This is a genomic window from Clostridium sp. CM041 (assembly GCF_055081035.1).
The window spans coordinates 328,122-341,406 of record NZ_CM143648.1 but is presented as its reverse complement, the minus strand read 5'-3'; the positions used below and the strand labels follow the sequence as shown (position 1 = coordinate 341,406).

The 13,285-nt window shown below is 31.3% G+C and carries 9 protein-coding genes, 2 tRNA genes and 1 riboswitch; of the genes, 2 read left to right on the top strand and 9 right to left on the bottom strand.

Annotation, left to right across the window (positions count from 1 at the left end):
• Nucleotides 1–29 precede the first annotated feature (29 nt).
• Complete coding sequence (locus tag ACWJJT_RS01700; RefSeq protein ID WP_462955816.1) at nt 30–1,043, bottom strand: WG repeat-containing protein; 1,014 nt, start codon at nt 1,041–1,043, stop codon at nt 30–32.
• Between the two features lie 26 nt (nt 1,044–1,069).
• Nucleotides 1,070–1,828 carry an exodeoxyribonuclease III gene (locus ACWJJT_RS01695; RefSeq protein ID WP_462955815.1) on the bottom strand — a complete coding sequence of 253 codons (759 nt, stop codon included), beginning with the start codon at nt 1,826–1,828 and terminating at the stop codon, nt 1,070–1,072.
• A 391-nt stretch (nt 1,829–2,219) separates the two neighbouring features.
• Between ACWJJT_RS01695 and ACWJJT_RS01690 the strand changes: the two genes are divergently transcribed.
• The gene (locus tag ACWJJT_RS01690) at nt 2,220–2,561 is read left to right on the top strand and encodes a hypothetical protein (protein ID WP_462955814.1); all 342 of its coding nucleotides are present in this window, start codon (nt 2,220–2,222) and stop codon (nt 2,559–2,561) included.
• A gap of 172 nt (nt 2,562–2,733) precedes the next feature.
• Here ACWJJT_RS01690 and ACWJJT_RS01685 read toward each other — a convergent pair whose 3' ends face one another.
• Entirely contained in the window at nt 2,734–4,224 is a 1,491-nt protein-coding gene (locus tag ACWJJT_RS01685; protein WP_462955813.1) for a Na+/H+ antiporter NhaC family protein, read from the bottom strand.
• 225 nt (nt 4,225–4,449) lie between these two features.
• On the opposite strand from ACWJJT_RS01685, the gene ACWJJT_RS01680 reads away from it, so the two are divergent.
• A complete protein-coding gene (locus ACWJJT_RS01680) occupies nt 4,450–5,274 on the top strand; it encodes an MBL fold metallo-hydrolase (protein WP_462955812.1) in 825 nt (274 codons plus the stop codon).
• A 112-nt stretch (nt 5,275–5,386) separates the two neighbouring features.
• Here the strand turns inward: ACWJJT_RS01680 and ACWJJT_RS01675 are convergent, their stop codons facing one another.
• From ACWJJT_RS01675 to ACWJJT_RS01650, 6 genes are all read right to left on the bottom strand, one after another.
• On the bottom strand, nt 5,387–6,784 hold the full coding sequence (locus ACWJJT_RS01675) for an NCS2 family permease (protein WP_462955811.1): 1,398 nt from the start codon (nt 6,782–6,784) through the stop codon (nt 5,387–5,389).
• A gap of 114 nt (nt 6,785–6,898) precedes the next feature.
• A riboswitch (purine riboswitch) is annotated at nt 6,899–7,000 on the bottom strand.
• A 136-nt stretch (nt 7,001–7,136) separates the two neighbouring features.
• A complete protein-coding gene (locus ACWJJT_RS01670; RefSeq protein WP_462956725.1) occupies nt 7,137–10,397 on the bottom strand; it encodes an SNF2 helicase associated domain-containing protein in 3,261 nt (1,086 codons plus the stop codon).
• Nucleotides 10,398–10,595: 198 nt separating this feature from the next.
• Nucleotides 10,596–10,799, bottom strand: a complete 204-nt coding sequence (locus ACWJJT_RS01665) for a cold-shock protein (protein WP_462955810.1) — start codon at nt 10,797–10,799, stop codon at nt 10,596–10,598.
• Nucleotides 10,800–11,013: 214 nt separating this feature from the next.
• Nucleotides 11,014–11,088 (bottom strand) — tRNA-Gln (locus ACWJJT_RS01660).
• Nucleotides 11,089–11,105: 17 nt separating this feature from the next.
• A tRNA-Glu gene (locus ACWJJT_RS01655) sits at nt 11,106–11,180 on the bottom strand.
• A 228-nt stretch (nt 11,181–11,408) separates the two neighbouring features.
• The gene (locus tag ACWJJT_RS01650; protein ID WP_462955808.1) at nt 11,409–13,166 is read right to left on the bottom strand and encodes a helicase-related protein; all 1,758 of its coding nucleotides are present in this window, start codon (nt 13,164–13,166) and stop codon (nt 11,409–11,411) included.
• Between the last annotated feature and the right edge of the window lie 119 nt (nt 13,167–13,285).

Below are 13,285 nucleotides of genomic sequence, written 5' to 3'. Positions count from 1 at the left end.
GACTTAAGAAACTTCCATTCATTAAAATTTTATGATTGTAATTTCCAAACATATTCCCCTAATTTATTAACATATCCAATTCTTTTACCTAATTCAACCCTTGCAATTCCACCAATAAATTCATATGCTTCTTCAAAACTTGGCTCTATAACTATTTCCCCAACGCAATCTATGTAACCCCACTTTTCTCCTATTTGAGCTGCTATTAAACCTTCACTCATAATATCTACATCTTCAAACTTAGTGGGTATTATAATGCTTCCATTTTTATCAATGCAACCATATTTTTCATTCTCACAAATTACAGCTATGCCTTCATAGAAACTATCTGCCCATTGAAACTTAGGTTTTATAATAAGCTCGCCGCTGCAATCTATATAGCCGTATTTTTCCCTCATTTCAACTGGTGCGAGTCCATCATTGAACTCCCCACAAACATTATATCGAAGGGGTATAATTATTTCTCCCTTATTGTTTATATAGCCATACTTTCCATTAGCGCAAACAGATGCCATCCCATCGTTAAATGCATGGGCATACTCATAGATCGCATCTATTATAACTTTTCCATATTTATCAATATAAGCTATTCTACCACCTATTTGCACTGCTGCTAATCCTTCACTAAAGTCGCCTGCATCTAAAAAGTTTACCGGCACTATTTCCGTACCTTCAGCATCTATATATCCCCACATATATCCATTCTTTACTGCTGCTCTTCCCTCCATAAAATAGTTAGATTCATCATATTTAGGCTCAACGATAATTTCACCGCTTAAATTAATATAGCCTTTCTTTCCTTCCAACTTTATTACTGCAAATCCTTCGCTAAACTGTTGAACTTCATCATATTTAGGCTCTATTACAACCTCTCCGGCCTTATTAATAAAGCCATACTTTTCCTCTATTCCAATTATGGCCAGTTCGCCTTCAAACTCCTCAGCATAATTATATTTACATTCTATAACTACATTGCCTTCCTTATCTATATACCCATATCTTTTTTTTGATTTAACAGGATATAATGTTTTCTCATTCTTCATACTATAACTTCCTTTCTTATATATATCTATAAAATAATGCTCACAGGACAATGATCCGATCCTAAAACATCATTTAAAATATTAGCTTCTTTTAATTCACTTACTAACTCCTCAGTTACAAAAAAATAATCAATTCTCCATCCTACATTTTTTTCTCTAGCCTTAAATCTATAACTCCACCAAGAATATTTGGTTTCTGCCCCGTGGAGATATCTAAAAGTATCAACATAACCATATGATATAAATTTATCCATCCAAGCTCTCTCTACCGGTAAGAACCCTGAATATTTTTCGTTTGCTTTTGGATTTTTAAGATCTACTTCTTTGTGTGCAGTATTGTAATCCCCACAAATAATTAACTTTTTCCCTTTTAGTTTAAGCATCTCACAGTAGGAGAGCAGTGCATCATAAAAGTCCATTTTATAATTTAACCTTTCTTCATCTCTCTGCCCATTAGGAAAATATATGTTAAATAGAGTAAACTTTTCAAACTCAGTTATTAATATTCTGCCTTCACTATCAAATCTTTCTATTCCAATACCGTACGTAACAGATATTGGTTTTTCCTTAGTGTAAGTAGCTACACCACTATACCCCTTTTTCTCTGCACACGAAAAATATGAGTAATAACCTTTTATATTTTTAAGCTCCTCAACTATTTGGTTTTCTTGGATTTTAGTTTCTTGGACACATAAAATATCTGGCTGTTCTTCTTTAATCCATTCAATAAATCCTTTATTTTTTATAGCTCTTATGCCATTTACATTCCATGAATAAATTTTCATAAAAAAACCTTCCTTCTACAGTTATTTCATACAAGTGCATTACCTATATAATTTTCAAATATTCTTTATTTAATATATCATATTATTGAATATTATTGAATTATTTATTTAGATATGCCTATCAATAAGTATTATATCCTAATTTCACTATAATTAAATCATCTCCTGCGGAGCTGCAACAGCTTCCCAGAAGCTGCATTGACGACTTCAGAAGGAGATTTATACTCCCACTAAAGTTTTCTATTTGTTATGTTATGTAACTCCCACTTATAGAAGTGGGAGACTTTCCTTCTAAAATGTCGTTAAAAATTGCATTTAGTAAAAATACACATAATTACTATCACCTTTATGATTAAATCTGAATATTATTATAATGAAAGGGGGTTTATACATGAATTCTATAGAAAGATATGTTGGAAGCAAAGAAGAGTTTTACTTTTTCCTAAAAGATGAAGTTATAAGATTATTCAAAGACAAACTCAAAATAGACGGAACCCGTGTTTTAATACCTGACAATGAAGAATTAGGTTATGAATTTAAATTTGTTAATGACGAAAATTATGGTAATTTCTCAATTAAAGTTAAATGGGGACAAAAACCGGAAAAAAAGGAAGATTTTGAAAAAGATTTCCAAGAAAATTCTCAAGAAGACTCCGAAGGAGATTTTCAAGAAGACTCCGAAGAAGATTCAAAAATGATTATAGATAAACATTTCACCATGAATAACTATTAAATTATTTATCAACTAGTATGTTTATATAAAATTTTTCTTTTCCTCAATTTAACGACTTCAGCTCCACGGGACCTGATTTAAGCAAATTCATTATTTTCTTGTTATTTAATAAAAACACTATATTGTATATTTACAATATAGTGCTTTATTACATATTATTGAAACTTTACATTTAAGCAGATAATTTATCTTTACTGTTCTTCTTAATATTTTTCTTTAATCTAACATTGGGTTCAGTCGGCAATTTAAATAATGGTATAAATCTATCTAGTCCTGTTATAGTAAGTAGTAATAATGAACCTACTGCTACCATAGCCATAAAGTTATATTTTATTATATCAAGCGGTAAAAACTTGTGAAGTGGATACACTGATGAAGCTATACCCATATAAAAAGCTATATATACATGCCATGGAATAAGCTGTGACCCAAATACACCAAGTGCGTCCCCGAAAGTAGCATTTCTTAAACGTAATGTATACATATCTTCTTCGCTACCCTCTACGTTATCTTCAAGTAAATTTTTGATTATTGGTCCAACTGTTACTATTTGTGCCATTTCATCTGCTAATGCAGCATTACCTAAAATTGACAACATTCCATTCCAAAACATAAGTTGGCGTACATTTTTTGAAATTTTAGAAACTAATCTTGATAACGGAGCAAATGCATCCATTTTACCCATGATACCTCCAAAGGCACCAACCCACATCATCATGACAATAACCCATGAACCTGCATCTGCGAAACCTGTTTTCATTAATCCTAAAAATTGAGGTACAGATTCTACTGTTCCTGCTGTCAATCCAAGGATTAAAGATGTTATTATTCCAAGCCCTAAACATGCAAGTGTTGGAAGTCCTTTAATTGCTACTGCAAGTACAACCAATAATGGAATTACCATATAATATGGAACCCCGGTTTTAACTTGATTTAAAAGTTCAACTGCTGAAGGTCTAGCTTTTTCAAGTGATACCCATACATCTTTTGGAATTTTATCTATTGCATCCGCTGCATTACCAATTACTGTTGGAAGTCCCATTCCAACGCTTACGGCATAGAAAATAATTGCAGTTATTGTTAAACATATAAGTGACCAAACACCTTGATGCTTTATTCTGTGAATAACTTCAACTTTTTGAATACCTGAACTTACAACAGTTGTGTCAGAAATAAGCCCTATATTGTCTCCAAAACAAGCTCCACCAGCAATTGCTGCTGTAGTAAGCAATAAATTTCCTCCTACTATATGGTTTAGCCATAGAAAAATCGGAGCACAAGCTGCAAAAGTTCCCCATGAACTACCAGTTGCAACTGAAAGCACTGCCGTTACCATAAATCCTGTTACAGCTACAGTTCTAGCTGTTAATCCAAGTGTTAATGAAAAATTAATTATTGATGCACCTACTCCTGTTGACATAAAAGCCTCTGCCATTGCATAAGCTGCCATCAATATAAAGAAAACCAATTGCATTTCTTTTACGTTATCCACCGCACCATTAACAATGTCATTAAATTTAAATTTACATACTAATGATGCTATTATAGCCGCGTAAATAGTTGCTATTGGTGCCGCAAGTAATGCATCCATTTTAGACATCATTAATCCTGCCATTAAAAATACTGGTGATAATTTTAGTAAAGCATTTAAAAAGCCAATCATGTATAAATCCCCCTTTAAATTTTGATTTCGTTTACATAGATAATAGATATGTATATAATATATAATGTACACTTTCTTCTGTACATTATATATTATATATTATATTAGTTCAATTGTTTTTTTTTAGTAATTTAATGCATATATATAATAGCAGATTATGTTATTATTAAATTAGATTTTTTAATATTATTATAAAACGAATATATTAAAATTAAGAGGTATAAAATGAGCTTTAATAAATTCCCGAAAGTCTTTAAATATATGTATGAATTACATCGTAGAAACTTTAAATTGTACTTTAATCCCATTAGTGTGCCATCATATGAGCCCGTAGTAACAAATTCTATTCATTGGGTAGGCCATGCTACTGTAGTTATTAATTTAAATGGTAAGGTTATAGTAACTGACCCTGTAACTAGTATATATCTTGGTCAATTAAAAAGATTAGTTAAACCATCTTTAAACTTAGCCTCCATTAATATTGATTATATATTGCTGTCTCATGGCCATATGGATCATATGAATTACTCCACTCTAATGAAACTAAATAAAAGTGCTATAATTATTGCTCCTAAAAACCTAAAGGTTCCTTTAAAACTTTTAGGTTTTAAAAGTATAATTCTACTAAACGATGATGAAACGTATAATGATAATCACATAAAAATAAAGGCTTTAAAATCAAATCATGATGGTAGACGTTATCCTTGGGGAGCTGAAGCTGATAGCAATTCCTATATACTTGAAAGTAGTTCAAAAAAGATTTTTTTCGCTGGCGATACTGCATATACTGATACATATAAAAATTTAATAGCAGATGTTGCTATCATGCCTGTAGGCTGCTATAAACCTGATGAGTTTCAAGAAATGCATTGTACTCCTGAGCAGAGCTTTAAAATGTTTAAAATGACAAAAGCTAAAATCATGATCCCAGTTCATTATAAAACCTATATTTTAGCTCAGGATGAAGATGAGGTTACCTGTGATACTTTAAAAAGAATAAATGATGGAAGCATAAAAATTATTGATATCGGTCAAACTGTAAAATTATAATGATTTAAACAAAATAAATAACAGGCACTAGAACTTTCAAATAAGTCTAGGCCTGTTTTTTATAAACAAGAAGTTATATTTATGATATTTTTAATTAATTAACTATAACTTCTTAATCCGGTAGATAGATAAATCTTAAAATAAATAACGCTGCAAGCACATAAATTATTGGATGAACTTCTTTCCTTCTTCCTGTGCTAACCTTAAGTATAGGATAAAATATTATTCCCGCCGCTATTCCATTAGCAATGCTATAGCTAAAAGGCATTATAGCCATAGTAAAAAAGGCTGGAAGTGCTTCTGTAAAATCATCAAAATCTAATTTAGTAACTGCTCCCATCATAAGGACTCCAACCATTATTAGTGCAGGTGCTGTTGCTTCTGGTGGCACTATACCAACTATACCTGCAAAGAATAAAGAGAATAGAAATAAAACGCCTACCACGCAAGATGTTAACCCAGTTCTTCCTCCTTCAGCTATGCCCGCAGTAGATTCAACATAAGTTGCCATAGTGGGTGTACCAATACAAGCACTTATAGTTGTTGCGATAGCATCTGATAAAAGCGCTTTTCTCATATTTCGAACTTTTCCATTTTCATCTAACATCTGGGCTTTTTCTGCTGTTCCAACTAAAGTACCAATTGTATCAAATAAGTCTACTAAACTAAAAGTTAAAACCACCATAATTATGCTAGTTATTGCTCCTATAACACCTGCTCCTCCAGCTCCTAAAAGACCCCTAAAGTCAAAAGCCATAAAAGTTGGAGCAATGGACGGTGGTGTACTTAAGAGCTTTATTCCAGCTAAATTTGTTATACCCATAGGTATTCCAATTATTGTTGTTACGATTATTCCAATAAGCATAGCTCCTCTTACATTTCTACCCATTAAAATTGCCGTTATAGTTATACCAATAATTGTAAGCGCAGCGTGTGGATTTGTGAATTCACCAAAACTTATAAGAGTTCCTGGGTTCGGAACTACTATGCTTCCAGTTTTAAAACCTATCAACGCAATAAATAGTCCTATACCACCGCAAATAGCTATCTTGAGATTTGCTGGTAGCGCATCTACTATTTTTTCGCGTATTGAAGTAACCGTAATTATTATAAATAAAATTCCGGAAATAAATACAGCTGCCAAAGCCTGATTCCAAGTATAGCCGAGTGTTAAGCATACACTATATGTAAAGAAAGCACATAATCCCATACCTGGTGCAATTGCAAAAGGTAAATTCGCATAGGTACCTATTAAAATAGTACCAATTCCAGAGCCTACACATACTGCTGTAAAAATTGCTCCTACCACAGGGTCATTTGTTGCTGTAAAAGCTGCAGCACCATCACCCTTTATTCCAGGAAGATTCATACCACTAAACTTTAAAATATTAGGAATTACTAATATAGTATATGCCATAGTAATAAAGGTTGTAACACCCGCTAATATTTCAGTCCTAACGTTTGAATTGTTTTCTTTGAGTCTAAAAAATGATTGCAAAAATGATTTCATGCCATTTCCTCCTAGGTAAAATATAATGTTGGAATTTATAAATCCTTATTAAGCAAAAAAAAAAAATTGCCCATGGATAGGATTAATCCACGGGCATAATTTCAGTAAAAATCTTTACTTATAGGATTAATCCATAGTTAGAAGGTTAATGGCCTTCTAGTAGAAACTCTTGAACCTTATTATCAAGATTATACGGATTATTATTATTCATTTTTCAAAATAATAACATTCATTTCTACATAAGTCAACATTTTTTTCGTTTTTTCACTAAAAATACCAATATTATTTTCCCATAGCAATATACTACTTAATAAATTTATTCAGTTAAAACATCTCCTGCGGAGCTGCATTATTAAACAAATAAATCTTCAATTTCATTTTGGCTCATCTGAGAAAGAAATAATTCTGCTCCTGTTTCATCATTAATAACGCTTTCAACAATTTCTTTTTTCTTTTGTTGCAACTTAAATATTTTTTCTTCTATAGTCCCTCTAGCTATCAATTTTATCACATCTACTGTCTTCTTTTGCCCAATTCTATGAGCCCTATCTGTAGCTTGAGATTCCACAGCTGGGTTCCACCAAGGGTCAAAGTGTATTACCATATCTGCACCTGTAAGGTTTATACCTGTACCCCCAGCTTTAAGAGAAATTAAGAATACCTGTGTGTCTCCTTCATTGAAGGTTTTTACCATTTCTACTCTTTTTTCTGCCTTAGTAGATCCATCTAAATACATGCACCTTATCTCTTTAGGCTCTAACCTCTTAGAAATGTTTTTAAGCACTCTAGTAAATTGAGAAAATATTAATATTCTATGACCTCCCTCTAAGCCATTCTCTAAAATTTCATCTATTGCTTCCATTTTGCCGCTACCCCCAACATAGTCCTCTATAAAAGTAGAAGGGTCGCAACATATCTGTCTTAGCCTTGTTAAAATTGACAGTACTTTAAACTTGCTTTTATTAAACCCTTTCGCCTTAATATCTTCTTCTAGTTCTCCCTTTGCATCCTTTAAATAGGCTAAATACACCTTTTTCTGCTGCTCCGTCATTTCTACTGAAATTCTATGTTCGATTTTAGAAGGCAAATCTTTTGCAACCTCTAATTTAGTCCTTCTAAGTATAAATGGTTTTACATGATTATTTAGTTCTTGTAGCGCTTCATGACTTCCATCCTTCACAATTGGCGCTTCATATTTTTTTGAAAAAGCACTATGATTTAAAAGATAACCTGGCATTATAAAGTCAAAAATCGACCAAAGTTCCGTGAGAGAATTTTCAATAGGCGTTCCTGTAAGTGCGAATTTACTTATAGCATTTATACTTTTCACAGAATGTGCATTTTGCGAATTAAAATTCTTAATATACTGTGCCTCATCTAAGAAACAGTATCTAAATTTTATTTTTTGATAGTCCTCAAGATCTCGCCGTATAAGTGCATATGATGTAATAATCACATCGGTCTCATCAATGTTTTGTTTTTGCTGCACTCTTTGACTTTTATTTCCTGATATTACTATGCAATTTAGTGATGGTGCAAATTTTTCTATTTCATCCTTCCAATTGAACACAACCGACGTAGGGCATACTACTATAGATGGTTGCTTATTTTCATTTTCATGCACTTCTGATTGAATAAATGCTATAGCTTGTAGCGTTTTACCGAGCCCCATTTCATCTGCTAGTATTCCTCCAAATCCACACCTTGCAAGAGTTTTTAACCACTTGAATCCTACCTTTTGGTAATCTCTCATTATACTATCTAAGGTTTTAGGAACTATTGCTTTCAATTCTTTAATATCCTTAACAGTATTAACTAGTTCTCTAAATTTTTTATTTGTATCCACAAAATCCATTCGTTCTCGTTTTAATTTTTCTTCTATATATATGGCATTATATTTTGAAAGTAGAATTTTATTCTTCGTAATATCGCTATCCTTTATATTTAGATACTCTATCATTTGAGCAACTTTTAATAAATTATTTGAATCTAATAATACAAAGCTGCCGTTTTTAAGCCTATGATACTTTCTTTTTTCTCTTAAAGCTGAGAAAACATTACTAAGCTCAGTATTATCTACCCCCTCAATACTAAAGCTAAACTCTAAAAGATTATCCTTATTAAGCTTTATATTCGACTTATATCCGGCGTTTCCGTGCACCTTAATCTTCTTGAATTCTTCAGAATAATATACTTCTGCCACTTGCTGAAGCTTTTCCAGTCCTGAAACTAAAAACTCTAGGAGCTTTGCTTCATCTCGCATATCAAACCCCTTATTTGTACTAACGAAACCGAATTCAAGAAATTGATTTATGATACCCATTTCCTTCTCTATGTCTCTTATAAGTACTCTTCCCTCTTGTGCTTTGTTTTCTCTACTATTAAAAGGATTTATCTCAACCTCTCCATACTTGAAAGTTATGAACACCTCTACATTTTCAGGCTTTTTTTCAAAATGAACAACTGCCTTAAGCTCTTCTATATAAAATTCCTTTTCTAATGATGTGTCTATGGCGACTCTATCACTTATCTTGTTTAAAGTTGGAAGTACAAATGATGCTACATCATCTTTCTCTTCTTCATAAAATTCTATGCACTTATTATTTTCTTCTTTAAATCTATTATAAAAAGGTAAATATGCATCTCTTTGAGTAATAGGTGGCTGATATATTTCACCTTTATAGAAAAAGAATTCCCCATCATCGCTTATTGCAATAGGCATATCTTCTTTTTGCTGAAGTATAAATTTACTATCTTCTCTATTGATTTCGAATTCTAAGGGTATGGTTTCCTGCTTTATGTGTACATTAGTAAACGTTTCGCCTTTTATTACCACAGTTAGATCTCTATTGTATAAGCATTTAAATAATCTTTTAACCATGCTGTCTGTAAAATAAGCTTTTTTACCAGACAGAAATTTTACTGTATTTCCCTTATATGTATTTGAAGCCACCGTCTCAAGTTCACTCGCTTCTTTGAAAAGTTCTATAATATTTAAATCTCCTTCTTTAAATGAGTGCAAATAGGGATTGTATGTAAATCTTTTCCCAAACTCCATAGACTCAAAACTTTTATTATAGCAAATAAAAAATTCTTTTATGTTTTTAACTACGTATTGCTTATCCTCTCCAATCTTTAGACTCACGAAAGATTTTCGGTTATCACTATTAGAATCATGCTCATATTTTACATCTACATTTAGATATGATTTTTTCCTTTGATCACCATTTATACTTTTAGTTATTTGTTTAATTAAACTATTTGTTTTAGCCATTTTTTTTGCTTTAATAATTTCGTCTTTCTCATAAAAATACTTTAATAATGTAGCCACTACATGCTTGCACATACTCACCTCTCCATAATAACTATAACAATCATTACATTGACAATGATAACTTATAAAAGAATTAGTATTATTAAAACTTGTGTCTACTTTATACTGAGTGAAATTTGTTGACTCCACATCTGAAGTTATCTTAGTTTCCTTGTAATCTTCTCGCTTCTTTATTTCTATCTCAATATGCTTAACCTTATTACTTAAATAATACTCTGTTCCACTTTTATAAGAATCTTTATCACTGTATTCTCGTATAATCTCTTCATTAATATCAATCAAAAGTTTCACCCCATCAAGTTTTTTTCTATTTTATATATATTATAAATTCCAGAATGTGTTACCATTATATACTATACGCACACCCATATTTTTCAACCAAATAAATTCAAAATACATTGTAAAAAAGCACACTCAAGGATTAAATGAGCGTGCCGAAATTTTTCCGTTTATATTATTTCATAATAATTAATATTTCTACATTTTTTGAACATTAATAGCTTGAGGGCCTTTAGGTGCATCTACAACATCAAATTGCACTTCTTCGCCCTCATGTAAATCCTTTCTTGGCCCTTGTTCTTTTATTGCTAAATGGTGAACAAATACATCCACGCCTTCTTGAGCGGATATAAATCCATATCCTCTTTCAACATCATACCACTTTACTACACCAGTTTTCATATATTTCCCTCCTTGTCATTCTCTGAAGTACAAAACAATTCAAAGTTTAAATATAGTATTAACTATAAATGTCTAACTAATACTTTTTATTATGCCTAACTTCTTCATCTAACAATATAATTATTATTATTCCAAGGAAAAAATATACAAAAAAATAACCCCAGCAAAATAAACATTATGCTAGAATTATTTATATTGATTATGGTAATATATTTGGCTGAGATGGCAGGATTCGAACCTGCGGATGCCAGAGTCAGAGTCTAGTGCCTTACCGCTTGGCTACATCCCAATAAAAAAAAGTGTTAATGGTGACTCCTAGGGGAATTGAACCCCTGATCCCACCGTGAGAGGGTGGTGTCTTAACCGCTTGACCAAGGAGCCTTATTAGTAATTAACACTACGAGATATAGTATACTTCATTATGTAGTATAAGTCAACTATATATTTAAAATAAATTTCCAATTAATTATTTATGTGAATATGCCTTAATAAAAGATAGGGTATACAGTTTTGCTGCACATCCTATCTAATTTTAACTTTGTTTAATCTAGTAATAGTTATACTTTTAAATATTATTTTCTATAAGAATCATCGATGTTATCATTTGTTTTATATACTTTTCAAAATTTTATTAATATCTTCACTGACTTTTATTCTATTCTCATATACCCATTGTTCATCAAAATTTAATTTAAAAACTTTTGAGAAGGAATAATAAATATTTATTTTTTGGTAGTAAAGCTCTAATTCATAAAGATCTTCTAATAGACGCTGTGGTTTTGAGATAATCTCTCTTTTAGTTATAAACAATTCATCTACATATTTTAAAAATGCATTCATCATCTTATCATTAGATACATCAAAAGGAATTTTTAGTAGTCTCCATTGAATTGATTCTTCCAATTTATAACTCCTTAAATTATCTAATACCACCAAATACTCGCTTATATCCATTTTTCTATAAAAAGGTGTTTTTTCTTCTTTTGTACTCCATAACGCTAATTTCTCTCTAAGAGAAAGCGAACTGATTTTTAATATAGCTTCACTTGGGCCTATTACTCCTTCTTCTATAGTTGCATCCCTTGTGTCTAAACTTTCTCTTATAAAATCTTGAGAATCGCCATAAGATGCTACATATCCAACCTCATATATCCCTTTTCTACCTGCCCTTCCCGCGATCTGTTTCACTTCTTGAGAAGTTAAATACCTTATCTCATTACCATCAAATTTTTTAATATCCATAAATATTATTCTTTTTATAGGAAGATTAACTCCCATACCTATTGCATCAGTAGATATTAAAATTGTGCTTTCCTTGTTAATAAACTGATTGTACTGTTTTTTTCTAACTTCTGGCGGTAAATCTCCATAGATTAAACTTACTTTTATACCTAGGTTTGAGTAATGATAAGCTAGTTCTAATACTTTCTTCTTCGAAAATGTAACAAGCGCATCACCTTCCTCAATACTTTTATATACAAAAGATTTATTTTCCATTACAAGAGGGGTATCCCTTTTATACTCTATAATCTCGTACTCCTCAGAGCAATCCTCTATTATTTTTATTAGCAATTCTTTCGCATTCGTAGCCCCGCAAATGTGTATCTCTTTACTTTTTAATCCTAAAACAGCTCTTGTCCAGGCAGCTCCCCTCTGGTCATTATCTATCATTTGAATTTCGTCTATAATACCAACTTCATATTCCTCATTTATATTTAATTTTTCTATAGTACAACATACATGAGCTGCATCTTCAATGATTATTTCTTCTTCTCCAGTTGCAAGATTACATTTTACACCTTCTCTATTTAATCTTTCAAAATTCTCAAGTGCTAATATTCTTAAGGGAGAAAGGTAAATTCCTTTTGTTGCCTCTTTAAGCCGCATCATTGCATTATATGTTTTCCCAGTATTAGTTTCACCTAAATGGAGATAAAATTTTCTTTTAAATTTTCTCGATCCCTCATATTCATTTTTAGGATTAGTTGGAAACACGCGTTCAAACTCACTAGATATAATCTCAGGAATATGCTCCGTTATTAACACACTTATAATTCCTGATTTTAAATAGCTTTCACCCTTGTCCTTTAAAATGTTCTCAAAATTAAAATCTGTATTATTTTTCTTGTTATAGTCCTCAACAAGCCTTATTGATATATATTTAAGTAATGCTGAATAATTTTCATGAACCCTTTTATAGTCTTTAAAATTTTCTTTCTTAAACTCATTTAATTCCTTTAGTTTCTTTCTTACAGCAGCTTCATGTTCCCATAGTACATTTGACTTAGTATGCTTTACTATTTCTTCAATCTGAGCAAATTGACTTTTTATTTTTTTAAAATTCCTTTCTATAGCTCCTCGTTTCATTTTGTTTCCTCCAATATTGACTTTTTATTTATTTCCATGTGGCTTATTGTTCTATTTTCTCACAACTATAAATTTATCATACATTTTTCAATCTCAATATAAATGAAACACCCAACTTA

Coding starts and splice junctions, on each gene's coding strand:
- ACWJJT_RS01700 (WP_462955816.1), bottom strand. CDS start 1,043: ATGAAGAATGAGAAAACATTATATCCTGTTAAATCAAAAAAAAGATAT.
- ACWJJT_RS01695 (WP_462955815.1), bottom strand. CDS start 1,828: ATGAAAATTTATTCATGGAATGTAAATGGCATAAGAGCTATAAAAAAT.
- ACWJJT_RS01690 (WP_462955814.1), top strand. CDS start 2,220: ATGAATTCTATAGAAAGATATGTTGGAAGCAAAGAAGAGTTTTACTTT.
- ACWJJT_RS01685 (WP_462955813.1), bottom strand. CDS start 4,224: ATGATTGGCTTTTTAAATGCTTTACTAAAATTATCACCAGTATTTTTA.
- ACWJJT_RS01680 (WP_462955812.1), top strand. CDS start 4,450: ATGAGCTTTAATAAATTCCCGAAAGTCTTTAAATATATGTATGAATTA.
- ACWJJT_RS01675 (WP_462955811.1), bottom strand. CDS start 6,784: ATGAAATCATTTTTGCAATCATTTTTTAGACTCAAAGAAAACAATTCA.
- ACWJJT_RS01665 (WP_462955810.1), bottom strand. CDS start 10,799: ATGAAAACTGGTGTAGTAAAGTGGTATGATGTTGAAAGAGGATATGGA.
- ACWJJT_RS01650 (WP_462955808.1), bottom strand. CDS start 13,166: ATGAAACGAGGAGCTATAGAAAGGAATTTTAAAAAAATAAAAAGTCAA.